Raw genomic sequence first — 25,817 nt, 5'->3', positions numbered from 1 at the left:
CTATTTCAATGATAAGAGCTAATATTCATTATCTATATGAGTTAATTTGAATAATGAAACAACGACAAGTACTGAAAAGCATCGGCGGGGCTACGGCAGTGGGAATCGCCGCATCCGGGCGAGTAGCAGCACAGGAGTGTCCGGACGACTTCATCAAGCCAGGTGGGCCGTTCGTCCCAGAAACAGCGACCATCAATTACAACGCTTTCACGAGCAACGACGAGCTGTACGGGACGCTCGAGCAACTCGACGCCCGGAGCGACCTCGAGTACGAGCCGATCGGCGAAACGTGGCAGGGCCGCGATATCCCCTACATGCGCGCCGGTGATGGCGACACCGACGTCTTCTACGTCACCCAGCAACACGGCGACGAGCAGCACGTGACCGAGGCCGTCCTGCGGCTTCTCCAGTGGCTCGCCGCCGGCGGGCGCCGCACCGATGACGTCCTCGACGAACTGACGCTCCACGTCGTCCCGCGACACAACCCCGATGGCTGGGCACCGGCAGACGACAACGAGACGCCTACACGGGCGAACGCACGGCCAGAGGACGTCTGCCATGATGGTCCGTACTTCGGACCGGATCAGTGTGGGTCGGTCGACCCGAACCGGCAGCACTACTTCGGCATCGATCCGGATCTCCTCGCCGATATCGACGGCATCGACCCCGACCTGATTCCGGACGAGAACCCGTCGCCGGAGACCCAAGCGGTGCTCGACAAGGCGGATGAGGTCGGCGCCGACATCGTCACCGACTGGCACCACCAGTTCACCTACCGCAACGAGGACTGCGAGATGGTCAACGCGTCAACCCGGTGGCCGCTCAACGAGGCAGCCCCTGAGGACGCGGTGAATCTCTCGCGACAGATCTCCGCGTACGCCTACCAGCAAACCGAGGGCTACGGTCATACGACGTGGGACCTCTACCCCGGCGGGACCACTGCGAACATCGCACGGAATGCACACGGCGTCCGGGGACGTGGCAGCGTCCTCTTCGAGTTCCGCGGGCAGGCGTCCCAGCTCGGCAACGCATCGAACGGGAGGCTCGTCACCGTAATCAACAACGTCATGACCGAGATTCTGGAGGGTCTTGCGTCCGGTGACCTCTACGAGGTCGACCCGGCTGACGCCGACGACATCCCACCCCGCGGCGATTACTTCTGGAAGGAGCTCCCGCGAAGCGAGTGGGGTCCAGAGCACGAGGCGTACCGAGAGTAACGAGCAGGTGATCGTCGGACTCCGATCCCGATGTGACCTCTCGCGTACCGTTTTTACCGAATCCCCATGTGTCATTTTAAATCACGCGCTCGTCTGAAGAGATACCACACCCGGCGTGCTTGGATTGTCGAGGAGAGCGGGACGATACGTCTCGGTGGAATCGTCGGCGATCGAGGGAAGTGACGTACCGTATACAGGGCGCGTATTTAGTTGAAGAACGGCTCTATATCGTCGAGATCGCGATGAGAGCGATCCCAGCCGTGCCAGCGAGGACACCGACCGCACGTGCCAGTTGCTCACCCCACGCGACGGTCCGTTCGAGCGAGAGCGCCACCGCAATGAGCGCCATCCAGATGAGGTTCATCGAACCCACGACCACCATGAACGCGAACAGCGCCCAACAGCACCCGACGCAGAAGACGCTGAACCGCCAGCTCATCCGGACGGCACCACGGACCCCCGGCCGGTGGTGCCCCATCAGGAACCCGAGCGGCGACCGGCAGTACCGTAGACACCGGTATTTGTACGGGGAGAGCTGGTATCCCGACAGGAGTAGGAGCGTCCCTCCCATCAGGAGTCCGCCGTGGGCATTCGTGAGAGTCGCGACAGACACCACCCGATTGAGGGCGAGTGGCACGATGCCGGTCAGCGTCCAGACGAGCGCGTACGTTCCGATGAACGCTCCGATCCGCGCCGTTTTGCCCGCGGTCGTCGTCCCCGCGAGCGTTGTGGAGTACAGCCGGAAGAGCGGGACCGACGAGGGGTACATCATCGCGATCATCATCACGCCCCACATGAGCAGGTACAGGACGATACCGGTCATCCCGTTCGAGAGCGCCATCGCCTCCGGCACCCCCGGATCGGACGTGTGCATCCGTGCGTTCATCTCCCCGCCGGGCATCGGGAGCCAGCGACCGATGAGTGCCGCCCATGCGAGTAACGCGATCACGTAGGTGACGAGCACGACGATGGGGACGCGCCGCGGATCGATTCGGTCCCGAAACGAGTCATACGTGTTCATCTCTGATCGTCTGAATCGGTGTTCCGTCGTCAGGCGTTCGCCAGCTCGAAGTCGCCGAGGTAGGCGTTGTTCCCCGAGACGTCCCACGTGAACCGGTCGTCGTAGGAGACGGTGGCCGTCGTCGACTTGCCGGTCTGGACCTCGTGGCTCTTCGTCAGCGGGTGGGGTGAGATCGTGCCGACCTCCTCGTTGAACCCGACCGCGCCGCTCGCGTCCATTTGGAGGACGTCCCCGATCTCGACGGAGAAGTCCGATCCGTCCCGCGAGAAGCTGATCGGAACGGTCGCGACGTCGGCGGACCTGACGTGCGTGTCGGCGACGGGCGCCCAGATCCCGCCGGCGCGGCCGAAGTAGATGTCCTCGATAGCCGCGTGCTGGTCGTCGTCGGCCGTCTCGTCGACGAGTAGCACGACGTCCCACTCCGTTTCGGGGCCGAACATGACGCCCTCCTCGGTCGAGATGAGCATACCGACGTCCAGTCCGTTCAGATCGACGTCGCCGTAGTTCCCCTCCTCGATGTGCCACGCTAACGAGACGTTACAGACGTCGTCGTCCGGCGGCTCTAGCCATACGCACTGGCATGCGACGTCGCAGTTGCAGGCCTCGACGTAGTCCCCCTTGATGGTCCATTCTCGTGTCATTGGTGAACACTACGATATATGATAACGTGCCACGTGATATAGTCACCGAGTGAAAACAGATCAGTGTCTGAAATCGTCGGCCCGATCCCGCTGTTGAAGGCGTTCCCTCGGGGCTTTCGGAGGAAGCTCCAACCGGGGTTCGCTCTGTCGGTAACTACCAAACGTGCGTACCGGGAACGCTCGGAGCGTTAACCGATCGCCAGTACCACGTCGGCAAGGCCGCAGTCGATTTGGGGCTACAAGCGGGAATTCGTGCTCGGCGGGCTTCGAGGCGTCCTGCGAATGCTCATAGGGTCGAGACGACCACGCCAGAGATCAGAGATCCATGTGACCGCGAAACGCGAGCAGGCGGGCGGACTATCCCACCGCCCTGACGCATCACTCCATTCCCGCGTTGAGAGGAACACGCACCGTGTCACGGAGTCAGGACTGACATTCGACCGCCAGCCCAAGCCGTAGACCGATCGTGTAGTGATCGCGAGCACCGAGAACGTCGTTGCCGCAGCACCGTGGAGGTCCTGATACCGTGTGTCGTATCGCGCAGTTCTGCGACTTCGGGGCACAGAGACGGTCCACGAGGTGAGAAGGTCAGAGATGATTGTACCCTGCCGGAGTACAACCTAGTCGTATAGTCGAGAACGGTCTGCTGACTGCAGAGAACTGATCGATCGGATTCGTCGCATTCGGTTCACTATTGATGTGGATTGGGAACATATATCATCCATGGTCAAGGCATACGTCATGGTGATCACCGCAGCGGGGACCACTCCGGCTATTCTCCCGGAGGCCACCAAGATCGACGGTGTAATCGAAGCACACGCCATCGCCGGTGAATATGACGTCATCGTCGAAGTCGAAACGGAGGAACTCTCCGATCTGCTCCCGACAATCACGTCGCAGCTTCAAGAAATCGAGGGTGTCGGGACTACGAAGACGTACATCACAGTATCGTAACGACTCCGCTCACCGTTTTCGTGCATCCAGAACGGTGACGATACGCGCCGTGTATTCGTCGGATTCAGATCGAACTACTGATAGGGATTATCGTAGCCAATCGGAAACTCCTGTGGTCCATCGACCGACTCAATCCCTTGATTCCGAGTGAGGAAATCTATGAACTTCTACAATATCCCTATGAATTAGTGTCAGAGATGGTGTGCTAAATACGGAGGTGGATCCAGCACGTGTTGACTGCTCGAGAACCAGCCACCACGACGGATTCGAATCCAATACGACGGGGCCTTGGAGGAGACCGAAATTCACCCTCTGCCGCCGGAGATCGACGATCAAGGGAACGAGACACTCGACGAAGACGAGGTAGTCGACTGTGAGCATCCGAAGGGTCTCGACGAGGTGTTCGAACAGGGTGTATGAGAGCGGTCTCTCGATGACGCCCGAATTCTTAGTGGGCTTCAGGCCGCATTTCCCGAGTTCATCGCTTCATCTACGGAGTGGGTAGCACAAATTCCGACAGAATCGACGTGCAGATAGAGCGTAGATCTCTACCAGTTCCCTTCTAGTCTGCTGGTTTCACGTTTTGATTCAGCCGGAAGACGTTCTTCGGGTCGTACTTGCTTTTCAGCTCGGCGAGCCGATCGTAGTTCTCGCCGTAGGCGTTCTGCTCACGGCCTTCGCGATCGCCCTCGAAGTTCGCGTATGTCCCGCCGGTCGCACCGTCGGCAAGAGCATCGTGGCACTCCCGTACCCATGCGATACATTCGTCGTCTCTCGCCGGATCCTCCCAGCGCGCGGCAACAGTCACGATGAATTCCGTGTCCCGATGCGGATATGCGGTCGCATCCGACTTGACGTCGTTGACGGCGCCTCCGACCTGGTGGATGAGGATTTCGGAGTACGGTGTCGGGAATCGGTCCGCGTATTCGGTGATGGTGTCGATCGTCTTCTCGGTGCATTCCGTGAAATTAGGCGCCTTCCAGTAGTTCCGAGCCCCCTCTACGTACAGGTCATCCAGCATGCGTTGGGCCTCCGTATAGCGAGTCGGCGCCACGGCGTCGGCGATGGGATCGCCGTACTCACGGAGCGGTTCGAGTACTGTCTTGCCCTTTTCGAGGTCGCCAGTGTAAAACAGGACGAGTATCAGGACCGTGGTGCCGTGGACGTCGTCCGGAAGGAACGGGAGCGGCGGTGCCGCCACACTGTTCGCCCAGACGCAGCAGTCCCGCGGTGCGTCCCGGGTGAATTCCTGGTAGTGGGCGAGGACGTCAGGGGCATCCTCGTACGGGTAGACGATCGGACCGAAGAGCACGTTCCGGCCGATCTCGTGGAGGTCGAACTCGAACGACGTGACGATCCCGAAGTTACCGCCCCCACCGCGGATCGCCCAGAAGAGGTCCACATTCTCGTCTTCGCTTGCGGTTATTACTTCCCCGTCTACAGTGACGACATCGACCGATCGGAGATTGTCGACCGTCAAGCCGTATTTGCGGCTGAGCCAACCGAGTCCACCTCCAAGCGTGATTCCAGCGACACCCGTAGTCGAGATGACGCCGCCGGGCGTGGCGAGGCCGAAGGCCTGCGCTTCGTGGTCGAGGTCGGCCATCGTCGCCCCGGGCCCGACACGGGCGATTTGTGCTGCGGGATCGACCCGCACCGACGACATCGGCGACAGGTCGATCATGAGGCCATCGTCACAGACGGCGCTGCCGGCGACGTTGTGGCCACCACCTTTGACAGCGAGGGGGAGGTCGTGTTCGCGGGCGAAATCGACCGCAGTGATCACATCGGCCGCCCCAGTAGGACGGACGATGATGGCTGGCTTCCGGTCAATCATCGCGTTCCAGATCGTCCGGGCGTCGTCATAGCCGTCGCCTCCAGGCCGGAGTACCCCGCCGTGGATTCCCTGGGAGAGCGTTTCGTATTCCGTTTTGTTTAGTGGATCTTCGATTGCCATCGATCTCACCCAGACCAGAATGCGGCACGAAAGGTTAGATAGCTATGTAGTGACGGTCTTGCAGCCATTGACGTCCTTGCGGTGTCTGCAAGTCGGTATCTCCGCTCACCTCGTTCCCCGACCGAGTTATCAACACCCGCGGACGGCGACGCAGCAACCGTCGTATTGACCACGGCTCCTCCCCACGTGAACGCCGGAATCAGCCACATATCGCGTACTATCAATCACCTACTCGCTAGTCAGTCCGGTGGCGAGGAGTTAGATGACGCGTCTCCAGGAGCGCGTCAGTTGTGGCTGTCCCCGAGATCCGGGGATACCTTTGTGCCGTGGCGAGATCGCTCCGCCCCATCAGCGATTGGAGTAGTACGGGTGCACCGCCCTGGTAGGCGTGGTAACTGGCGGCCGTCGCTCGTCGACAATGCGGATACACCCGCCCGTGGAGATCAGCGGCCTCAGCCGCCGTCTGGGCACGTCGATTGATCGTTGATCGCGACCGCGGAAACGAGTCGTATCGCTCGGCGATTCACTCCACGCACGGCTTGATCCTCGCGATACGCGACCGAGAACCGTTCAATAAGTGCGAACCGCGATGTCCACAGTCCGTCCCGCTGCTCTCGAGAGACCGCCTCGGTGGCATCGCCACGCCAATCGTCGTCCCTGACGAGTGCGAGAAGGAGATCCGCTTCGGCGTACATTCCGGGTCCGTCCTCGTCGAGGGCCGTTTTTGCGCCTCCGTCCGGAGTTCGTCAGCTGAGTTCTCGCCGTCCGTGAACGTGCGATCGGAACCGGTTTGGAACCCTCGACGAGCCCCGGAAACCAGGGGCTTAACTCCGAATAGGTGGTACTATGACCGTGTCCAAGCCGTCGGTTCGGGCCGTGGCGTTCGGTCTCGGGTGCCTCGGTCTCGCTGCTGGTCATGCGCTTCGATCGGCGCACCGTCGCGCCCGTGCTATCCCGCTTTCGTCCCTTCGCGGCGATCGGCATATCGATCCGACGTGGCCGGAGCGCAACGGGGTCCGTGGCGACCGCGTCGACGGCGAAATGGCGTCGCTCGAGAGCTACGCCCGCCCCGGGTTCGACCCCGAGGTCGTTCACCCCGACGTCCGCGCCCTCTACGAGCAGACGGCCGCCTTCGAGATGACGGTCACCGCGACGTGGCATTTCCCCTACTCGCTCGGTGCGCGCGTCGCTAGTCGGTGGACGAGTCGAATCGAACAACTGAACCTCCCGGGTCCCGGCGGCGATGCGAAGCGTGTCTCTAGCGAGCTGTTCGCGCTGGCCGAGCCGGCGGCGTCGACCGATCCACGGGACGAGCCACGAGTGTGGGTTCGAACCGACGACGATACCGGGGAGGGGGTGTTCGTGGCTATCTACGCTAGCTACGTGGAAGACGACGAGCGATTCGTCAATATTGCGGTTCCGCTTCCGGGTGCGAACCTCGCGACCGTCCTCCGACTGGACCACTACGGAGACGGGGTTGCACTGACGACCGACTGTCCCGACGGGGGGCTGTATCTTCACACGGGCGTGGGGGCGTTCAGGCTCCCGGCCAGCCAGCGCTTTCGCGTGTCACCGGCACACCGCGACACGCCCGCAGACGATGGCGATCGAAACGAGGCTGCCGTCCTCGCGGACCAGCGGATCTACGTTCTCGGACTGCCGCTCGTGACCGTTCGCTACACCGCTACACGAAACCGAAACGCGTGAGGCCCGCTGTTCACCGGCGGATCGCAGCGGGCTCGATCAGGGTTGCAATGGGCCGGCCGTTCTCGAGGGATCGCTCGGGTCCTACTGGCGGGTTACGAGCCAGATGGCGATCCCACCGCTGGTCGCCGTAAACCCTGCAAGCACGAGGAACATCACCGAGACGGACGCGTACGTGAGGACCGTTCCGACGATCGCCGCTCCGAGGGCCCCGATCCCGAAGATGGCGAGATACGTATACCCGAAGGAAAGCCCCCTCGATTCCGGCCGGGAGTACTTCGCGATCGTCGCCTGCGTGAGTGGCTGCACCGCGAACAAGGCGAACCCGAGGACGAAACTGACGACCAGCAACCCCCAGAGATCCGTTTGAGCAGCTGGCACGAACAGCACCGCGATACCGGCCAAGACGGGCGCCATAATGGCCAACCCTCGATCCGGCTCGATCAGATCCGTGAGGCGACCGCCCAGATACTGGCCCCCGATGCCGACCGTGAGCAGGCCGGCGTAAAGGTACTGGGAGAGGTCGAACTCCTCGGCGAGTGGGCTGTCGGGGGCGAACAGCCCGGGTCGGACGTCACCGATCGCCGTCGTCAGGAACTCACCGAGGAGGTTCGGTAGGAAGGTGAGGACCCCGCGGTAGTACAGGCCGTTGAGCGACACGATGATGAACAGCAGGAGGAACCCGAAGGTGAAGAGGCGCCGTGTCTCGCCGACGAACTCGCCGACCGACGTCGGGAGCCCCCGCGTGTCCGCGTCAGCGGTCAGGTCGACCGCGGCGGTCGAATCGAACTCGATGATCATCCCGACGACCGCAGCGACGACCGCTGGAAGCGCGAGGGCGGCCGTCACGATTCGCCAGTCGAACGCGAGCAGACAGACCGCGGTCACGAGCGGGCCGCCAGCGATGCCGACGTTGCCGGCCATGCCGTGATAGGCGAACCCCTGCCCGCGTGCTTCGACCCCGTTGCTGATGAGCGTGAGCCCTGCGGGATGATAGACGCTCGCCGCGGTGCCCCAGAGCGCCAGCGCGATCGTGATCCCACCGACACCCGGCGCGACGCTCAACGCGAGAAATGCGAGTCCCATCCCGGCGAGACACGCGCTGATGAGGATCCGTGAGCCAAACCGGTCGACGAGAAGGCCACCCGGCAGGGCGCCGATCCCGAAGAGCCCGTACCCGACGGCGACCGCGACGCCCAGCACCGCCGCCGTCGTTCCGAACTCCAGCAGCCAGATCGTCATGAGAATCGGGATCGATAGCTCGTAGGTGTGCACCATCATGTGGCCGATCATGACGAAGCCGACGATGGAGCGGTCGTTGTCGTCCACGGCGTCCGCTACACGGAGATCGTGATTAAGCGTACGGTCTAGGTAGCCGTCGATGACCGAGGGGATGGGTGTGTCGCGAGATCCGGCGGACGTCCGGGCCGGTGTACCCGCACGGTCACGGCGTGAACGACGGTGGTACGAGCACGCGAAACTACCGAATGAATGGTCGATTCTCCGACCGTGACCGTGAGCGCAGTGCCTCGGTACACGATCCCGACGTCGAGCGGTACGTTGACAGTACCTATGTGGCCCCATCCCGTGGTGGGGGGTATGAGCACGACAGAGACCCGCGGGATGGCGCTCGGCATCGACACGCTAGACGGCCTCCACTGGCTCGGCATCCTCTGCGCCCTCGTCTCGGCGGGCGTGCACCTCCTGATCGGGGCGTGGTTCTTCCCGTCGACGCTCGGTATCAGTTTCGTCCTCGCCGGCCTCGGCTTCGTCGGGGCCGTCGCCCTCGTGCTCGTCGACTTCCACCGGAGAGCGGTCTACGCCGTCGGCATCCCGTTCGTACTGGTCCAGATCGTCCTCTGGTACTGGGTCAACTTCGTGGGAATGGGAAAGTCCTTTCCCGCCGACATGGGCACGCTGGACGCCGTCGACAAGGTCGCGCAGGTCGTCCTCCTCGCCGTGTTGGTGGTCCTGTTGCGCCGATAGCCGTGACCGCGCGTTTGGACCTCCACATCTCTATGGGCCCGAGTAACGCGCCGGTTCGGCCCGCTGTCGCATTGATGCGCCGATCAGTGAGACTAATCCGGTACGGCCCGTAGCGTCGGGGCATGGACGCTGTCCTTGCCGAACTGCTGGAGTTCGTCGTCTGGATCGACCACCGGATCGTCGAGCTGACGCTGGCGGTGCGAACCCCGCTCCTGACGGAGGCGATGACGTCGGTCACGGGCCTCGGGTCGGCCACCGCGGCGCTCGTGTTCCTCGGGATCTGCTATCTCGCCGGGTGGACCGACGAACTCCGCTCGGCCACGCTCGCGCTCGCACTCGCCGGCGTCGTCGTCGGAACGATGATGTGGACGATCCAGCGGCCGTTCCCCCCGGGCCCGGTCTGTGTGACCGGCGGGGCCGAAACGGTCACCTCGTCGTTACCGTCCGGACACGCGGCCGCCGGTGCGATCTACGCGATGACCGCTCGTCGCTCCTCCGTGTTACCCTTCGGCGCCGTCGCCGTCCTGGCGGTAGCGATAGCCGTCTCCCGGATCTATCTCGGGACACACTACTTCTCGGATACCCTCGTCGGCGTCGGGATCGGCGTCGGGACGTTCGCACTCGCCGTCTGGCTCCACGAGCGACTCGACCTCGACGCCGTCGTCGCGCAGTATCGTTCCCGTCAGTGACTCACCGCTCCGTCTACCGCCCCGTCGGTGGCTTCGAGAAGGATGTCGACTAGATAACCTATCGAGCGATGTACGACATACGCTCTTTACCGAGGACGGGCACCGCTCTAGTATGACCGGAACGAGCCACGGACTCACCGAACGGTCTGCACTCGGGCTCATCGCGCTCGCGAGCGGCATTCTCGCGGTGCTGCTCATGTTACCGTACCTCCAGTATATCCTGCTCGCCGTGGTGCTCGCCTACGCGCTCGCGCCGCTCCACAACGTGCTCAAGCGCGCCGTCGGCTCGACCGCATCGGCGCTGACGCTCATCGTCGCATCGCTTCTGACGCTCATCCTTCCGGTGCTCTACGTCCTCCTTGTCGCGGTTCAACAGGCGTCGGAGCTCACGGAGACCCTGATCCAACAGGGGCTGAGCACCTCGGCGATTCAGCAGCGCCTCGCGAGCAGCGGCTATTCGATCGACTCGAGCGACGTGCTTCGGGCGTACGAGGAAAACCAGCAACAGGTCGATAACGGGGTGGGTGGGATGCTCTCGGGAGCGGTCGAGATCATCGGCAGCATTCCCTCGATCGCGATCGGCATCACCGTGACGCTGTTCGTCGTCTTCGGCCTGCTTCGCGACGGCGATCGACTGGTCGCGTGGCTCCAGACGATCGTCCCCATCAGTGACGGCGTGAAAAACGAGCTGTTCACGAGGCTCGATCGTCTCATGTGGGCGTCGGTCATCGGGAACGTCATCGTCTCGGCCATTCAGGCGATACTGCTCGGGATCGGGTTCTGGGTGCTGGAGGTGCCGGGCGTCGTCTTTCTCACGGTCGCGACGTTCGTGCTCGCGTTGCTTCCCCTCATCGGCGTGTTCGGAACCTGGGTCCCCCTCACGATATATCTCCTCGTCGTTGGCCGGCCGGTGGCGGCCCTGATGCTGGTCGGGTACGGGACGCTCGTGAGCATGTCGGACACGTATCTCCGACCCGCGGTCATCGGCAAGAGCGGGGAACTCAGCTCCGCGGTGATCGTCGTCGGAATCTTCGGCGGTATCGCGGTCCTCGGTCCCATCGGTCTGTTCATCGGACCCGTCATCCTCGGTACGGCGAAGATCTCGTTCGACCTGTTCGCTCGGGAGTGGCACCGATCGAAAACGGCCTGATCGGCTCGGTTCTCGCTACGACTGGCGGGACGCACGCCGCAGGAACGCGAGCGCCGCCCCCAGCATCGCACCGTTCTTGATGAAGTGGTTCAGTTCGTTCTGCCTCTCCTGGCCCGATGCGGTCCAGAAATCGTGCATCGTCGGGGTCACCGCCGCGAAGAACGTCACGACGGCCCCCGTCGCGAGTCTCGGGAACCGCCAGAGGACGATCCCGAGGCTCCCGAACGCGAGCATGCCGCTCGAGAACGGGACCAGATATTCCGCGTATTCGATGTTTTTCGACTCCGCGTAGGCGATCTGTCCCTCCAATCCCCGGAAACTGTTGATCGCTGCAGCCGCCAACATGCCGCCGAACAACAGCCGGCCGAGCAACGCGGGGGGGTCGCGCCCCGCCGTCCCGGATCCCGTGGTCCGTGTACCACTCATACCCTCCCTCCGTGCGGTAGGTATTTATAGATTTACCACTTGGTAAGACCGTGATATCATGGGACAGATCACCGGCCTCCATCACGTGACCGCGTTCGCGAGCGACGCACAGGCGAACCTGGATTTCTTCCGGAAAGTACTGGGACTGCGATTCGTCAAACGGACCGTTCGGTTCGACATCCCCGAGAAGATCTACCACTTCTACTACGGCGACGAGGCGGGGACGGCGGGCTCGATCGTGACGTTCTTTCCGATCGAGGACATGCCGGAGGGGAGTCTCGGCAAGGGACAGCTCAGTGCGACCGGACTCGTCATCCCCGAGGGGTCGGTCGAGTACTGGACGGAGCGATTGACCGACCACGACGTCGAACACACCGTCGAGGAACGCTTCGACGAGACCGCGATCCGCTTTGGCGACCCCGACGGGACGCCGTTCGAACTCGTCACCGGCGAATCGGACATCGAGGCGTGGGACGGCGGCACCGTTCCCGCCGAACACGGCGTTCGAGGGCTCCACAGCGTCACCGTTCACTCGAACGACCCCGCCGGGACGTTCAGAGCGCTGGAGACGATGGACTGGAACCGGGTCGGCCGACACGACGAGCCACAGGCGGGCGACCGCGTGCGCTATCAGGCGCCCGGCGACGGAACGGGCGCTGAGTTCGTCGACGTGCTCATCCGGCCGAACGCCCCCCAGGGCGTCATGGGGACGGGCACGTTCCTCCACATCGCGTTCGACGCCGGCGAGAAGTGGGAACAAAAGGAGTGGAGCGATCGGTTCCGCGATGCCGGCCTGATCACGACCTCGCGGAAGGACCGCGACTACTTCTGGTCGATGTACTTCACCGAACCCGGCGGCTCGATCTTCGAGTTCGCCACCACCGGTCCGGGCGTCACCCTCGACGAGGACGTCTCGGAACTCGGCGAGAATCTCCGCGTTCCCGACTGGCTCGACGTCGATATCGAGTACATCGACGAACAGCTCCCCGACATCACCGTCGAGTGAACCGATCCCTCTTCCGATTCGATTCGGTCCGGCTCTCAGGGGTCGGTCGCGGGGATCTCGACGTGGACGTTCGGGACGAGGCTCGGAAGCACGAACGCATCGATCGCGGCACGTGCCCGCTCGGGCGCGTCCTTCTGGCCCAGCGAGATCCGACGGGCCCGCGCCGAGTGGATGACGTCCGTCAGGAGCTGTGAGAGTTCCATCGCGTCGACGTCGGCGAACGTCCCCTGCTCGATCCCCGCCTGGATCACGTCGGCGAGCCCGATGACCATCTGCTCGTAGTGCTCGTTGAACAGTTCGCGGTGCGCGTCGTTGTGCTGGGCCTGAGAGAAGAGTTCGTGGTAGACCTTCATCCGCTCCCAGTGGTCGAACCCGTCGATGTCGGGCCCGAACATACACTGATCGATCCGGATCTCCAGTCGCTTCCACTGGTCCTCGCTGTCGTCGAGCGTGACGTCGTCCTTGTACTGTGCGATGAGATACTCGAGGAACGACGAGATCAGCTCGTGTTTGCTGTTGTAGTGGTAGTGGATCACGGGTCGCGTCAGTTCGAACTCGTCGCCGATGTCCCGCATCCGGAGGTCCGTATAGCCGTGTTTGCTGAGGGCGCGAAAGGTCGCCTCCATGATCGCCTCCCGTGTCCCTTCCGACGAGGAACGCTTCTCCGAGCCAGCCATGTAGCGTAACTAGCGGCTCAACGGTTTATACTACCCGTCCGCTCGACCGTCGGACCCCGACGAACGACCCGTGCAGTCTCCTTCCCCGTCGCTGGACGCGCTGACGGCCGTTCGTCGGCGTTCTACCACATGGTAAAGAATATGGACCCATACGACACACTGTACGGAGAACAATGAGACAGAGTCCCAGGAGTGAGCGACGCGCATGAGGCTCGGACAGTTCGAATCCGAGACGACGGACGGCACGTGGGGGGGCCTCATCGACGGCGAGGAGGTCGTTCATCTCCACGCAGCGGCCGATGCGGCGGGGATCGCCCTCCCACGGGACCTGCGTTCGATCACCGCCGAGTGGGAGTGGCGTGAGAAGGTCGAACTCGCCGCGACGTACGCGCGGGAAACGGGTGTCGGGCTCTACGACCCGGCGGATCTCACCCGGCGTGAGCCGATAACGGACCCCCAGAAGGTCATTTGCGTCGGCCTGAACTACCGTGATCACGCCGACGAGGGCGGGTTCGACGCCCCGGACGAGCCCGTGCTGTTCTCGAAGTTCCCCCAGTCGCTCATCGGACCGGACGAGACGATCGAGTGGGACCCCGCGCTGACCTCCGAAGTGGATTACGAGGGCGAACTCGTCGTCGTGATGGGCGACCGGGCCCGGAACGTCGACGAGAGCGAGGCCTTGGAGTACGTCGCCGGCTACACGATCGGCAACGACGTCTCGGCGCGGGACCTCCAGATGGCCGACGAACAGTGGGTTCGCGGGAAGAGCCTCGATACGTTCGGCCCGATCGGCCCGCACGTCGTGACGCCCGAGGAGGTCGACGATAGTGGCGATCTCGACATCTGGACCGAGGTCAACGGCGAGCGCCTCCAGGAGTCGAACACCCGCCAGCTGATCTTCGACCTCGCCGAACTCGTCGCGTTCTGTAGCCGGGCGTTCACCCTCGAACCGGGGGATCTCATTTACACTGGAACGCCCGACGGGGTCGGCTACTTCCGCGATCCACGGGTCCTCCTCGACGACGGCGACGCCGTGACGGTCGGCATCGAGGGCATCGGCGAGCTACACAACACCTGCCGGCACGCCTGACGAGTACACCCCCATGGCCCACCGATACCCGACACGGCGCCCGACTGACCTCGACCACCGCGAGGGCGATGCGCCAGTCGACCTTCCAGCAGAGCTGACGACCATCCCGTGGATCGACGTCCACAACCACGCGCACACGCTCTCGTGGAACGACCGCGAGAAGTTCGCGCTGAGCGGCTGTCACTCGATGGTGATGATGGCCGCCGCCTACTACTGGACGCCGTACAAACCCGTCGCGGCCGCGGACGTCCGCTATCTCTGGGACGACGCGCTCAACCGCCTCGCCCCGATCCGGGAGGCACACCCCTTCGACGCCGCGGTCGGAATCGGGATCCACACCGGGGCTCGCGTCGAGGACTACGAGGACCTGCTCGAGGTCATGCCCGAGTACTGCGAACTCGACGAGGTGGCCGCCGTCGGCGAGATCGGCATCACCGAATCACAGCACGTCGCCGGCTGGGACCTCGAAGGACAGAAGGACGTGACCCGACGCCAGCTCGAGGTCGCCGCCGATCACGACCTGCCGGCGATCCTGCACACGCCCGCGGATCTCAGGGATGTCGAGTTCCCGGATCGGGTCCACGGCTCGATCCCCGGCTACGAGCTGGACCTCTCCCTCCAGCGAGAGCCCGTGCTCTCCGGCGAGTACCCGAAACGCGACGCCGTCGAGATCGATCTCGAACTGAAAGACGAGGCGGGCCTGCCGGACGACCGACTGGTGCTCTCGCACGCCGATCCGAGGATCGCCCCCTACGTCCTCGAGAACACGGACTGTTACTGCAGTTTCACCGTCAGCTATCCGTGGCTCCTCGGGGTCGAACCACACCACGTCGCCGAGGTCGTCGCCGAGTACGGGCCCGATCGGATTCTGGTCGAGACCGACAGCGCGGGGATCCTTCGGAGCGACGTCTTCGCCTACAAACGGACGATCTTCGAGATGTATCGGATGGGGATCGATGTGGAGACGATCCGACAAGTCGTGTTCGAAAACCCACGGGAGGTGCTTCGGTGACCGGAACCGGCGTGCTCCCCGGTCGACGTTCGACGAACCATCGCTGAATCTACGTGCGAGCCGTTCGTCCTCCGTTAGCGGTAGCAACAGGAGACCACAGATCGACGAGGGCCGTGGCCGCTCGTTCGAGGCTCTCGGGTGCGGTCGCGATGAACCGACGCGCCTCGCCCCTCGCGGCCGGTGGGTTATTCGGCTCCCCGGCGCGTCGTACTGCTATGATCGAAACGGTCGGCGGGCGGGATACGGACCGCATGGACGCGTTGAGCGACGGATTGTTCGCGATCGTGCTCACCCTGTTGATCCTGCAGTTCGAGGTCCCGTCGGTCGCGCCCGACGAGCTACCGGCAGCGGTGATCGAGCAGGACACGCTGGTGTTCAGCTACCTGTTGAGCTTCGTCGTCGTCGGTCTCTACTGGATCGGCCACCACAACCTCTTCCGGCATATCGTTCGCCACGATCGGGTACTGCTGTGGCTGAACCTCCTCTTTTTGCTCACGGTGTCGTTCCTCCCGTACCCGACGGAGATGCTCGGCCTGTACGGGACGCGGTTCGCGTGGACCCTGTACGCCGTCAACATCGTCCTGGTCGGCGTCACCCTGGTCGGACTCTGGACGTACGCCACACGAGCGGGATATCTCGAGGAGGATATCGATGCTCGAACGGCCCGCTCGATCACGGGCCGCGGGTTGATCGCCCCGGCCGTCTTCTCGGTCTCGATCGCCATCGCGGCGGTGTCGCTCGAACTGGCGTTTTACACCCCGTTACTGATCGCCCCCCTCCAGGTGCTCTGGGTGCGCCGGTACCGAGGGACCCTCGAGACGGTGGAACACGAGTGAGACGACGCTGGGCGGATTCGGTATCGAACGGGCCAGTGGCTCGAACGCTCGCGATCTTCGAACAGCGAGGGGGGCCCCGTCCGTCCGGCCTGTCGGTGCTCGCGCGAGTGTCGGTCACTCCGTTATTCGAACGTCCAGTATCGCCGGATCGCCGTCATCGACCGCCGCGAGGCCGGATTCGATCGCCCCGGCTAGCTCCGTGGGATCGTCGACGCGCTCGCCGTATCCCCCCACGACCTCGGCCAGCCTCGCGAGGTTCGATTCGGGTGCGTACTCCGTGAACGACCGGGCGTCGAACCCCGGCTCGCCGTACTGGTCCCGTATCGCGTCTTCGACGGCTCGCCATCTGCGGTTGTTGTACACGACGGTGAGGGACGGCAGGTCGTAGGCCGCGGCGGTCTGGAGGGCGGCGACCGGGTTGCCGAGCACGAACGAGCCGTCGCCGACCAGCGAAACGACGCGTGATGCCGGCCGGGCGAGTTTGATGCCGAGCGACGCACCGCCGGCCCACCCGAGACCGCTGCTGCAGTACGAGTAGTAGCTGCCGGGTTCCGTCCGCGTCAGGTGTCGCAGCACGTCGACGGTGTTGGTTACGGTTTCGTCCACGACGATATCGTCGTCCTCGAGCACCTCCCCGAGCACGGCCGAGAGCGATCCCGGCGTGATTCGGTCGGCGTCCGCCGGATCCGCCACCCCGGAGCGGACCTCCTCCCGTCGTCGTCGACCGACCTCCGCCAACCGGTCCCGTCGCTCGCTCGCCACGCCCGTCTCGTCGAATGCCGCCGCGAGGTCGGCGAAGACCGCCTTCGGCTCGGCGCGCAGTCGGTGGTCGACCTCGAAGTCCCACAGCGGGTACTGCGGCTTCTCCGGGTCGGGATCGATGTGAACGACCGTCGAGCCCTCGGCGGGTGTCTTCCGTGATGGAACCCACGGGACGTCGCAGTTCGCCACGAGCAGGAGGTCCGCCTCGTCGAGGTGCTCCTCGGTGACGAAGCCGAAGTGAAGCGGGTGTTCGCGGTCGAAGCTCAGATCGAATGCGGGCGCGGCCTCGACCACGCCGACGCCGCACGTCTCCGCGAACGTCTCGAGCACCCCGACCGCCGACTCGTCACGGCCGAGATACGAGGTGACGACCAGCGGGTGAGACGCGTCACGAAGCAACGCGAGCAGTTCTTCGCGTGCGCCGGTGGTGGCGGTCGCCGTCACCCGATCCGGTCGACGGGGGACGGATCGCCCCGTCGTCTCGCATTCCTGTCGCAGAACTTCCCGAGGTAACGTGAGGTAGACGGGACCGGCCGGCGCGGCGGTCGCCAGATCGTGGCCGCGAGCGAGGACGGTACCGACGTTCGCCCCCGTTTCGAGTTCGTACGTCCACTTCGCGTACTCGCGAAGCAGCCCGTGTTGATCGTAGACGTCCTGGTAGTAGTGGACGAAGATGCTCCGGCTACCGGGCTGTTCGTTCCGTGTCGTCACGGGCGTTCGGCCCGCCAGGATGAACATGGGAACCCGCGAGCGCGCCGCGTTGTGCACGCTCGCGCCGAGGTTGGCCGTCCCGACGTCGACGTGGACGAGGACCGCCTGCGGTTCGTTGGTGACCTGGGCGTAGCCGTGGGCGGCGCTCGCGGCGAGCATCTCGTGGGGCGCGAGTATCAGCGTCGGGTCGTCGTGCTTCGCCAAGCCCTTGATGAGGGGGGGATGGTCCGTCCCGAACGTGCTGAACACGTACGAGATCCCCACGTCCCCGAGCGTCTCGATCACCCGTTCGCCGACTTCCGGACTAGCCATGCTCTACGATACCGTCATGCTAGCAAAAGCTCTTTTGGGGGACGACGACACGGCGCTCGAACACCGCGGCGGCACCGACTGAACCAGCGGTCTCCGGTCCAAACGACCGGGATCTATAAACCCGCCCACGAAGCTGACTGATACCACGGTGCAGACACTCGACCCATGACCGACGACACCGTCTCCGTCTATTGGCACGACCGCATGCTCGACCACGAACCGCCCGCAGGAACGTTCAAGTTCCCCTCGATGCCCATCATCGCCCACGAGGAGACGCATCCGGATCGCCGCGAGCGCATCGAAAACATCAGGGCGATGCTCGGCCACTCCTTTCCCGAAGTCACCAGCTACGAATCGCCGGAACGGGCCACGCGCTCGGAGATCGAACGGGTACACGAACCGGACTACGTCGACTGGTTAGAGGCGTTTTGTGCCGACGGCGGCGGCCGTATCGAGGACACGACGACCGGCGCGAACGAGGCCACGTTCGACGCCTCCCGCGTCGCCGCCGGCGCGGCGATCGACGCGGTTCGCGAGGCGCTCGAAGGGGAGAGGACCGTGCCGTACGCGCTCTGTCGTCCGAGCGGCCATCACGCCCGGCCGGCCTGTGCGGACGGGTTCTGCTTTCTCAACAACGCCGCGATCGCCGCCGAAGAAGCACTCACACACGGCATAGACAGGGTGGCGATCGTCGACTGGGACGTCCACCACGGCAACGGCACCCAGGAGGCGTTCTACGACCGCGACGACGTCCTCTTCGTGAGCGCCCACGCCGACCACGGCTCCTGGCACCCGGAGTACCACCCGCAGGAGGGATCGCTCGAGGAGGTCGGTGCAGGCGTCGGCGAGGGCTACACCGTGAACGTTCCACTCCCTCCCGGGACGGGTGACCGGGGCTACGACGCGCTCTTCGAGCGCATCGTCGATCCCGTCGTTCGAGAGTACAACCCGGATCTCGTTCTCGTGAGCGCCGGGCAGGATGCGGGCGCGGCGGATCCGAACGCACGCAATCTCGTCACTCGCGACGGATTCTTCGAGCTCGGCCGACACGTGCGCCGACTCGCCGACGAATGCGCGGATGGCCGCCTCGTGTTCGTCCAGGAGGGGGGCTACCAGCCGTCCCACCTCTCGTTCGCGACGCTCGACGTGTTCGAGGGCGTCCTCGACCGCCGCGTCGATCTCGCCCGGTTCGGACTGGACGACCCGTTCGCCCGGTTCGACGAACCGACCGAACTCGTCGACGCCTGGCTGGCCGATGCGATCGAACACCACCGAACCTACTGGAACCTCGAGTGACGGCCGTTCGATAGGGTATCGGGTTTTCCTTCGCTCCCGCTCGCGTGCGCACTCGAAGAGAGGATCGCTCACCCGAAACCCCTTCGGCGACCACACCCCGAACGGACGGTCGACGCGTGCTACGGTCCGGAACCGTCTCCCCCCGGTCCCCAGTGGCTTCGATAGTCGAAATCGGCGGATCGGTCGTCGAAGCGATCGAGTCGGAACGGAGCCATCGGAAAGGGCGGGTCCTCGCCGGTGATCAGCGACCGAACGGCGCGTCCCGTGACGGGCGAGAGCATGACGCCCCGGCCGTGAAGACCGGTCACGACCGCGAGCCCCTCGGGCCCCTCCGCGGGGGCGTCGATGATCGGGAGACCGTCGGGCGAGGCGCAGTCCGCGGTCGGACAGCAGTCCTCGCGGCGGATACGTCCCGCAGCGACCCCCTCGAGCAGCGGCGCGACGTCCTCGACCACGCGTTCCCGGAACGATGGCTGAACGCCCATCGGCGTGCCCTCGGGATCGCTGAGGAGGTGTTCGTTCCCGCCGACGAGCACGTTCCCACGATCGGTTGGCCGCCAGTACATCCGCATCGTCGGTTCGGACCCCATGGGACAGTCGTCCGGAAGCGGATCGTCGGGTTCGATGACGACCGCGTTCCACCGGAGCGGTCTCACCGGCAGTTCGACGTACCCGTCGAGGAGGTCACGCGTCCGCCATCCCGTCGCGTAGACGACGTGGTCGGCCTCGATACGACCGTACTCCGTCTCGACGCCGACCACCGCACCGTCCTCGACTCGAACGTCCCTCACTTCGTGATCGCGGAAGATCCCGGCTCCCGCCCGTTCCGCGGCCCACTTCAGCGTCATCGCGTAGTCGAGCGCGTCGAGGGAGCCGGTGCCGTCGTAGACGAGCCCGCCGCCGTACGCCGACAGATCGCCGAACGAATCGGGATGGCGCCGCTTCAGTTCGGATCGAGTGAGGAACTCCCCGCCGTCGGGTGCCCGGTCGGTGTACAGGTCGGCGTTCGCCTCGGGAACGAGCCGGACCGTCTCGCGCTCGGTGAACGAGAAGACGCCCCGTCCGTCGAGGTCGCGGAACTGCGAGAGGGCGAACGACGCCCACTCCTCGGGGAACGGTTCGAGCGAGAGCGAGATCATCCCGGACGCTCGAGAGGACGTGTCCGCGGCTACACCGCCTTTATCGAGGACGATGACGTCGTGGTCGGGCGCGAGTTCCCGGGCGATGGCGAGCCCCGAGACGCCGGCTCCAACCACGACGACGCGGTCGTTGGCAGTCGACATGGGTGCTACTCGGACACTTGGAGAGTGAGCACAAAACGCTACGGATCGCTCGGCACCGTCTATTCTGTGGGAATAGCGAACCGTCGGCACGAATTCGCGTGGATCCGTCGATGACACGGAACTGCCCGTCACCGAGACGCACGATATTCTAAGCGGCGAGACGGGGGAAACAGCCACGCCCGTTTCGTCGGTCGTCCCGTCGTTCTATACACCGCTTCGAGAGGGAGCGTCCGAAGGACGGATCGGGTGCCTCTGACAGAGCCCCAAGGACCGTTCGACCGCAGGGATAGAGGTTGTTCCGCCGAACCGGTTCGGCCGTGGTCTCCTCCTCGTCGCGAGGCTGGAACGGCCTCGGTCTGTGAGTGAACTACACCAGTCATCAGTAACGATGCGACCGTTCCGCTCGAACCCGGCCCGACTGGGACCGAGGAGAACTGAGGTAGCGTCGCTCAGTCAGTGCACCGTGAAGGGTGGGCCAACGGCAGTTCCGTTCCCGTCCTCGTAGGCTGTTTCACTGATCGCGCCGATAGCACTCGGTGGATGGACGTTCAGGTGGCGATTATACGCCGAGTCATCGATGCCGGGACGGAAACGAGACCGGGGCCAGGACCGAACCCCGGTCACTGCGATCTCCACACACGGAAGCTACAATCAACTACGAGGGGGTGAAGCGACGCAGTTTGGCTCTGGAGTGGGTGGACGGAATTTCTGTACGACGGGTATGGGGTTGATCACCTCCTTTCGACGTGTTCCTCGTGCCGGTGGACGGATTCCGACGTCCAGTAGGGCGAGGGTGGTCTATCACCCAGTGTCTTGTGCTTGCATACCACGACCAGCTATAACACACGCGATGGAACATACTCGATTCGCCGATATCTCTGTCGTCCGTTCAATGGGGTTTTGGACCCGGAGAGGGTAGACGGATCCGGGTGGATGCAGGGGTGCAAGACGGGTACGGAGATGTACTGTCCACAGTGTGGTGAGCGTCGCGAAGTCCGTGTGACGGTTCCATGGCAAGCGGACTTCTGTAGCGTCTGTGGGGCCGAAATGGACGAGTAGCAGGTCGCCGTTCCTCTCGGCGCGAGCGCGAGAGACGCCCGGGGCTGGTCGGCGTCACCGGCCGTTACTCGCTGGGAGTATCGTAGGAGTTCAGAGGGTTCTCTCTCTGACTCGAACACCGGACCCCGTCGAGACGCGCGTGTCTCTGACTGGCTGTGATACTCCCCATCAGCCCTCGTTGATGACGTCGAAGTACTGATCCCCGTTATCGCAGACGATCGTCAACACCACGTTCTCCGGGGCTTCGCTGTATTCGTCGGCGATCTCGAGCGCCGCGGCGGAACTCGGCCCGATGAGGAACCCGTTTCGCGCCTCGGAGCGCGCGCGTTCGAAGGCCGCCTCGTCGGCCACCGTCCGCACGTCGTCGATGTAGTCGAACCACATCGTCGGGAGCCGTTCTCCCTTCCCGAGCCCCTCGACGGCGACGTCGTACTCGACCGGGTCCTCGCCGTGAAAGGACGTCCAGATGTTCGACTTCACGCCGTCGACGCCGACGACCTGCACCTCGGGGTACTCCTCCTTCACGCGACGAGCGATCCCCGAGAGCGTCCCGCCCGTCCCCATCGGCGAGACGATGTGGGTCACGTCCCCGTCGAGTTGCTGGACGACCTCCTCGCCGGTCCACTCGTAGTGAACCTCTGGATTCAACTCGTTTTCATACTGGTTGAGGAAGGTCCCGCCCTCCTCGTCGGCGATCCGTCGGGCCTGCCGGGCGTAGTAGTCCTCGTGATCGGACGCGACGTCCGGACACGCCGTCGTGGTCGCCCCGTAGGCCTCCATGTAGCCGGATTTCTGCCCGCTCGTCCCCTCCGGAAAGGTGATGTGACAGTCCAGTCCCAGCCTCGCACACACGAGCGCCACGGCGCCCCCCGTGTTGCCCGAACTCGCCTCGATCACCGGCCCCTCGCCATCGATCTCGCCGTCCGCCCGCATCTTCGAGATCATCCCCAGCGCGACGCGATCCTTCATCGACCCGGTCGGGTTCTCGTACTCCAGCTTGCAGTACGTCCGACCGGCCTGCCGTCCACCGTGTTCGATGACCGGCGTCCCACCCGTCCGTCCCAGGATCGGGTCCTCACACTCGGGGTACGGTTCGATAGTCGGAGCCTCTATAACCCGATCACGGTCGGTGGAGTCGGTTACCGGTTGCCCCATTGATGACGATATCTACAACGTCATTTATCAACTTTCATATTACTATATCTGAAAATATATAAATTAGAGTAGAGCAGACGAGACTGGAAGCCACACGATGATGGCCCACCGTTATGGTGCTGGGGCTCATCCGCGAGTTGATCACCCCGCCGCGACCGTCACACCTCCTCGCCTTGCTTCGATCGTCGTCCCCTCCGTATCGGCTGTCTGGCTACCGGCTCCGAGCACGCGTCCATGATGGCGAACCTTATCTGACTCATCCGCCTACCGTCGCTAATGAGACGACGGTCCGTGCTCGCTTCCGGCGGTACCCTCGTGGCCGGGTCACTGATCGCGGGCGGAGCGGCGATACGATCGCTCCAACACTCACCGAACCGCTCAGTTGCACGCGCCAGAGACGCGCTGAATCGCGATCGACTCGCCGAGACGCTCATGGCGGGAACCGACCGTGAGACCGGGGTCTACGAGGTCGACGGGTCGGCGGAGGGGCCGACGGCGGTACTCATCGGCGGGATGCACGGCAACGAGATCAACGGCTATCGGGTCGCGGCCGCCGCCACCGACTGGGGGATCGACGCGGGCCGATTGGTCGTCGTTCCGCTCGCCAATATCGTCGCCATCGAGCGAAACGCCCGCGAAGGGCCTGGCGGCGATCTCAATCGGCAGTTCCCCGGCGGACGGGACCTCGAGACCGACCTCGCTCGTGCGATCTGGGGCGTCGTCGAGGACGCCGACCCTGACGTCGTCATCGACCTCCATCGGTCCCGCGGCCTGTTCGAGACGCACCCTCGATGGGTGGGCCAGGCGATCTTCCCGACACGAGCGGGCGGGGCGGTCGAGGACGCGGAACACGTCATCGACGCCATGAACGACCGCTACGTTCCCTCGACGATGCGCTTTCACCGGTTCGCCATGGGGAACGTCCAGGACGACGACCGGGACTCCGGACTCCTCGTCCAGAAGGTCCACCTCGAGTTGGGCGTCGCGGGCTTCCTCGCCGAACTGACGGAGTTCCTGCTCGATCTCGAGACGCAACTCCGGTGGACCACCGCGATAACCGAACTGCTTCTCGAGCGCCACGGTATCCGACGGATCGCATGAACGGAACGCGCGTTCCCGTCGACCGTCTCGTCGCCCCGCCCGTCTGGATCAGTTTCGCGCTGCTGATCTTTCCGCTCGCGATCGGCGTCGTCGACACGCGGCTCTTCTCTCCGCTCGCGCTGCCCGGCTACACGGTCTTCGTCGCCATGACCGTCGTCGGCGACGTCCTCCCGGTGGTCAGGAATTTCGGCTTCCGGCTCTACTGGCTCCCCTTCGTCGTCGTCTGCTACGGGATTTCGGTCGTCGTCGGAATCGGGTATCGCGCGCTCCGCCGGCGGGACGACGCCTGATCGCGTACAGCCGGATCGAAAGCGAAGCGGATGTCGGTCGTCGTCGTCGATCCGCGGACGTTCGGTCAGGTTCCAGACGAACTACGTGTGTATATCGTGAACCGCACTCCGACGCCAGCGTTAGCATCCGCTACCGGCCGTCCGGTCGCGCTCGCACGGAGTCGCTTTCGTTCGAGACGGGATCGCTACTAGATACGAAAACAGCAACCACGCTCCTCGGGAGTGTCCTACCGCGTGACGTACCGTACTCGGGCGCCGATCCTTACGACTCGAGCGTCGTGAGCGCGGCCCGCAGCGCCCGTCGACGTTCCTCGTCGACGAGCGGTTTGCCGTCCATCGGGTCGTCGAGGTTGATCGGCGCGCCGATCCCCGAGCGGTGGCGTTCGCCGACGCCGTACTGATTGCCCGAGGCGTACCAGCCGTGCCAGCCGCTGCCGACGTTGACCTGCCTGTAGGGCACGGGCTGGCGGCCCGTGTTCGCGGGGTTCTCGAAGCTCCCGTCGACGGCGTGGAGGAACCGGTTGTCGTCGGTGACGTACCGGTCGTCGGGATACCCCCGGAACGCGATGGCCTGGCAGTTGGTGCCCCGGATCGAGTGCGTGAACGCGAACGTACACCGGCGGACCTCGACGCGGCCCCCGGCGGTGAGGTCGCCGCTGTAGCCGTTCTCCGCCAGACAGTGCATGTCGACGGCGTGGCTGTAGGTCGAGGGGCCGAACACGCAGTCCTCGAGCGTGTAGCCACAGGTCGGGAAGCCGAAGCCGTTGACCGAGTGGCGCGTCGCGTTGAAGTAGCTCAGCTCGATCGTCGGGTGGCCGTTGAACACGTCGACGACGTAGCCCGCTCCAACCATCATGCAGTCGTGGCCGTAGACGTGGTGGACGTGCGGCGAGACGGCCGTCGAGGACGCGCCGATCGCCATCGCCTGGTTCGGCCAGCCGTAGAGCTCGCAGTTGTCGACCTCGACGTCGTCGTGCAGGATCCGCATCCCGCGGGCGTACCGCCGCTCGCGCTTGCGCCGTCGCTCGCTCGCGGTACCGCTGTCGAGCGGGATGTAGCCCGGGTACTCGGGGTCGTCGTAGTGGTCGTGGTACGGCCCCCGGAATCGGACGCCGCTGATGCGCGACCCGCCGCGCATCGTGATGACGCCCCGGCCCGAGGAGCCGCCGTCCCACGCGGGGCTGTCCTTCCCGTGGTCGGTGGTGTACAGCAGCGCGCCCGTCGAGCCGTCGACGCCGCGATCCGAGACGATCGTCTGTCCCCGGATGGTGAAGTCACGACCCGAGAGGTCGATCCGAGCGTTGCCGGGGATCCCGATCACGTCGGCCGACGACCCGAGGGCGGCGAAGAACTCCGAGCGGCTCTCGACGATCACGTCGGCGTCGGCGAGGCCGACGTCGGCGCGGTGGCCGACGCCGCCGCCGATCTCGCGGCCCTCGAGGCACTCGAGGACGCGTTCGTTGGTGAAGTACTGGGTCATCG

At 64.4% G+C, this 25,817-nt stretch carries 24 protein-coding genes; 14 read left to right on the top strand and 10 right to left on the bottom strand.

Annotated features, from left to right (window positions below):
• The first annotated feature begins 53 nt into the window (after positions 1-53).
• Complete coding sequence (locus tag QRT08_RS15390; RefSeq protein ID WP_286046856.1) at positions 54-1,217, top strand: M14 family zinc carboxypeptidase; 1,164 nt, start codon at positions 54-56, stop codon at positions 1,215-1,217.
• A gap of 223 nt (positions 1,218-1,440) precedes the next feature.
• Here QRT08_RS15390 and QRT08_RS15385 read toward each other — a convergent pair whose 3' ends face one another.
• Positions 1,441-2,238, bottom strand: a complete 798-nt coding sequence (locus QRT08_RS15385; protein WP_286046855.1) for a DUF2182 domain-containing protein — start codon at positions 2,236-2,238, stop codon at positions 1,441-1,443.
• 29 nt (positions 2,239-2,267) lie between these two features.
• Entirely contained in the window at positions 2,268-2,879 is a 612-nt protein-coding gene (locus QRT08_RS15380) for a DUF1326 domain-containing protein (RefSeq protein WP_286046854.1), read from the bottom strand.
• A gap of 723 nt (positions 2,880-3,602) precedes the next feature.
• Between QRT08_RS15380 and QRT08_RS15375 the strand changes: the two genes are divergently transcribed.
• Both QRT08_RS15375 and QRT08_RS15370 read left to right on the top strand, forming a co-directional pair.
• Positions 3,603-3,833, top strand: a complete 231-nt coding sequence (locus QRT08_RS15375; protein ID WP_286046853.1) for an Lrp/AsnC ligand binding domain-containing protein — start codon at positions 3,603-3,605, stop codon at positions 3,831-3,833.
• Between the two features lie 288 nt (positions 3,834-4,121).
• Positions 4,122-4,253, top strand: coding sequence for a hypothetical protein (locus QRT08_RS15370; RefSeq protein ID WP_286046852.1), 132 nt, complete (start codon positions 4,122-4,124; stop codon positions 4,251-4,253).
• A 142-nt stretch (positions 4,254-4,395) separates the two neighbouring features.
• Here the strand turns inward: QRT08_RS15370 and QRT08_RS15365 are convergent, their stop codons facing one another.
• Positions 4,396-5,790, bottom strand: a complete 1,395-nt coding sequence (locus QRT08_RS15365) for an FAD-binding oxidoreductase (protein ID WP_286046851.1) — start codon at positions 5,788-5,790, stop codon at positions 4,396-4,398.
• 1,041 nt (positions 5,791-6,831) lie between these two features.
• Between QRT08_RS15365 and QRT08_RS15360 the strand changes: the two genes are divergently transcribed.
• Complete coding sequence (locus QRT08_RS15360) at positions 6,832-7,497, top strand: hypothetical protein (RefSeq protein ID WP_286046850.1); 666 nt, start codon at positions 6,832-6,834, stop codon at positions 7,495-7,497.
• An 81-nt stretch (positions 7,498-7,578) separates the two neighbouring features.
• Here QRT08_RS15360 and QRT08_RS15355 read toward each other — a convergent pair whose 3' ends face one another.
• A complete protein-coding gene (locus QRT08_RS15355; protein WP_286046849.1) occupies positions 7,579-8,823 on the bottom strand; it encodes an MFS transporter in 1,245 nt (414 codons plus the stop codon).
• Between the two features lie 270 nt (positions 8,824-9,093).
• On the opposite strand from QRT08_RS15355, the gene QRT08_RS15350 reads away from it, so the two are divergent.
• The 3 genes from QRT08_RS15350 (at position 9,094) to QRT08_RS15340 (ending at position 11,319) form a co-directional block, all read left to right on the top strand.
• Positions 9,094-9,480, top strand: a complete 387-nt coding sequence (locus QRT08_RS15350; protein ID WP_286046848.1) for a DUF7475 family protein — start codon at positions 9,094-9,096, stop codon at positions 9,478-9,480.
• A gap of 122 nt (positions 9,481-9,602) precedes the next feature.
• Positions 9,603-10,169 (top strand): phosphatase PAP2 family protein, encoded by a 567-nt coding sequence (locus QRT08_RS15345; protein ID WP_286046847.1) that lies wholly within the window; start codon positions 9,603-9,605, stop codon positions 10,167-10,169.
• 112 nt (positions 10,170-10,281) lie between these two features.
• Entirely contained in the window at positions 10,282-11,319 is a 1,038-nt protein-coding gene (locus tag QRT08_RS15340) for an AI-2E family transporter (protein ID WP_286046846.1), read from the top strand.
• Between the two features lie 15 nt (positions 11,320-11,334).
• Here QRT08_RS15340 and QRT08_RS15335 read toward each other — a convergent pair whose 3' ends face one another.
• Positions 11,335-11,745: a DoxX family protein gene (locus tag QRT08_RS15335; RefSeq protein ID WP_286046845.1), complete on the bottom strand. Its 411-nt coding sequence runs from the start codon at positions 11,743-11,745 to the stop codon at positions 11,335-11,337.
• A 58-nt stretch (positions 11,746-11,803) separates the two neighbouring features.
• Here QRT08_RS15335 and QRT08_RS15330 point away from each other — a divergent pair, with 58 nt between their 5' ends.
• A complete protein-coding gene (locus tag QRT08_RS15330; RefSeq protein ID WP_286046844.1) occupies positions 11,804-12,751 on the top strand; it encodes a VOC family protein in 948 nt (315 codons plus the stop codon).
• A 35-nt stretch (positions 12,752-12,786) separates the two neighbouring features.
• Here the strand turns inward: QRT08_RS15330 and QRT08_RS15325 are convergent, their stop codons facing one another.
• Positions 12,787-13,428, bottom strand: coding sequence for a TetR/AcrR family transcriptional regulator (locus QRT08_RS15325; protein ID WP_286046843.1), 642 nt, complete (start codon positions 13,426-13,428; stop codon positions 12,787-12,789).
• Between the two features lie 205 nt (positions 13,429-13,633).
• On the opposite strand from QRT08_RS15325, the gene QRT08_RS15320 reads away from it, so the two are divergent.
• The 3 genes from QRT08_RS15320 to QRT08_RS15310 all read left to right on the top strand — a co-directional run bounded on the left by QRT08_RS15320 (position 13,634) and on the right by QRT08_RS15310 (position 16,366).
• Positions 13,634-14,518 (top strand): fumarylacetoacetate hydrolase family protein, encoded by an 885-nt coding sequence (locus QRT08_RS15320; RefSeq protein ID WP_286046842.1) that lies wholly within the window; start codon positions 13,634-13,636, stop codon positions 14,516-14,518.
• A gap of 13 nt (positions 14,519-14,531) precedes the next feature.
• Positions 14,532-15,530 carry a TatD family hydrolase gene (locus tag QRT08_RS15315; protein ID WP_286046841.1) on the top strand — a complete coding sequence of 333 codons (999 nt, stop codon included), beginning with the start codon at positions 14,532-14,534 and terminating at the stop codon, positions 15,528-15,530.
• Positions 15,531-15,745: 215 nt separating this feature from the next.
• Positions 15,746-16,366: a TMEM175 family protein gene (locus tag QRT08_RS15310; protein WP_286046840.1), complete on the top strand. Its 621-nt coding sequence runs from the start codon at positions 15,746-15,748 to the stop codon at positions 16,364-16,366.
• A 114-nt stretch (positions 16,367-16,480) separates the two neighbouring features.
• Here the strand turns inward: QRT08_RS15310 and QRT08_RS15305 are convergent, their stop codons facing one another.
• Positions 16,481-18,151 carry a thiamine pyrophosphate-requiring protein gene (locus QRT08_RS15305; protein WP_286046839.1) on the bottom strand — a complete coding sequence of 557 codons (1,671 nt, stop codon included), beginning with the start codon at positions 18,149-18,151 and terminating at the stop codon, positions 16,481-16,483.
• 165 nt (positions 18,152-18,316) lie between these two features.
• Here QRT08_RS15305 and QRT08_RS15300 point away from each other — a divergent pair, with 165 nt between their 5' ends.
• Positions 18,317-19,447 carry an arginase family protein gene (locus QRT08_RS15300; RefSeq protein WP_286046838.1) on the top strand — a complete coding sequence of 377 codons (1,131 nt, stop codon included), beginning with the start codon at positions 18,317-18,319 and terminating at the stop codon, positions 19,445-19,447.
• 119 nt (positions 19,448-19,566) lie between these two features.
• On the opposite strand, the gene QRT08_RS15295 is transcribed toward QRT08_RS15300, so the two are convergent.
• Complete coding sequence (locus tag QRT08_RS15295) at positions 19,567-20,730, bottom strand: NAD(P)/FAD-dependent oxidoreductase (protein ID WP_286046837.1); 1,164 nt, start codon at positions 20,728-20,730, stop codon at positions 19,567-19,569.
• 1,227 nt (positions 20,731-21,957) lie between these two features.
• Positions 21,958-22,944: a PLP-dependent cysteine synthase family protein gene (locus QRT08_RS15290; RefSeq protein ID WP_286046836.1), complete on the bottom strand. Its 987-nt coding sequence runs from the start codon at positions 22,942-22,944 to the stop codon at positions 21,958-21,960.
• Positions 22,945-23,376: 432 nt separating this feature from the next.
• On the opposite strand from QRT08_RS15290, the gene QRT08_RS15285 reads away from it, so the two are divergent.
• The gene (locus tag QRT08_RS15285; RefSeq protein WP_286046835.1) at positions 23,377-24,045 is read left to right on the top strand and encodes a M99 family carboxypeptidase catalytic domain-containing protein; all 669 of its coding nucleotides are present in this window, start codon (positions 23,377-23,379) and stop codon (positions 24,043-24,045) included.
• Positions 24,042-24,335 carry a hypothetical protein gene (locus QRT08_RS15280; protein WP_286046834.1) on the top strand — a complete coding sequence of 98 codons (294 nt, stop codon included), beginning with the start codon at positions 24,042-24,044 and terminating at the stop codon, positions 24,333-24,335. Before QRT08_RS15285 ends, QRT08_RS15280 begins: the two co-directional genes overlap by 4 nt.
• 262 nt (positions 24,336-24,597) lie before the next feature.
• On the opposite strand, the gene QRT08_RS15275 is transcribed toward QRT08_RS15280, so the two are convergent.
• On the bottom strand, positions 24,598-25,815 hold the full coding sequence (locus QRT08_RS15275) for a hypothetical protein (RefSeq protein ID WP_286046833.1): 1,218 nt from the start codon (positions 25,813-25,815) through the stop codon (positions 24,598-24,600).
• Positions 25,816-25,817 lie beyond the last annotated feature (2 nt).

It is taken from the genome of Halalkalicoccus sp. NIPERK01 (assembly GCF_030287405.1).
In the GTDB taxonomy this organism is placed as follows: domain Archaea; phylum Halobacteriota; class Halobacteria; order Halobacteriales; family Halalkalicoccaceae; genus Halalkalicoccus.
Note: the sequence above shows the minus strand (reverse complement) of the source record. Positions and strands in the feature narration are given on the sequence as shown.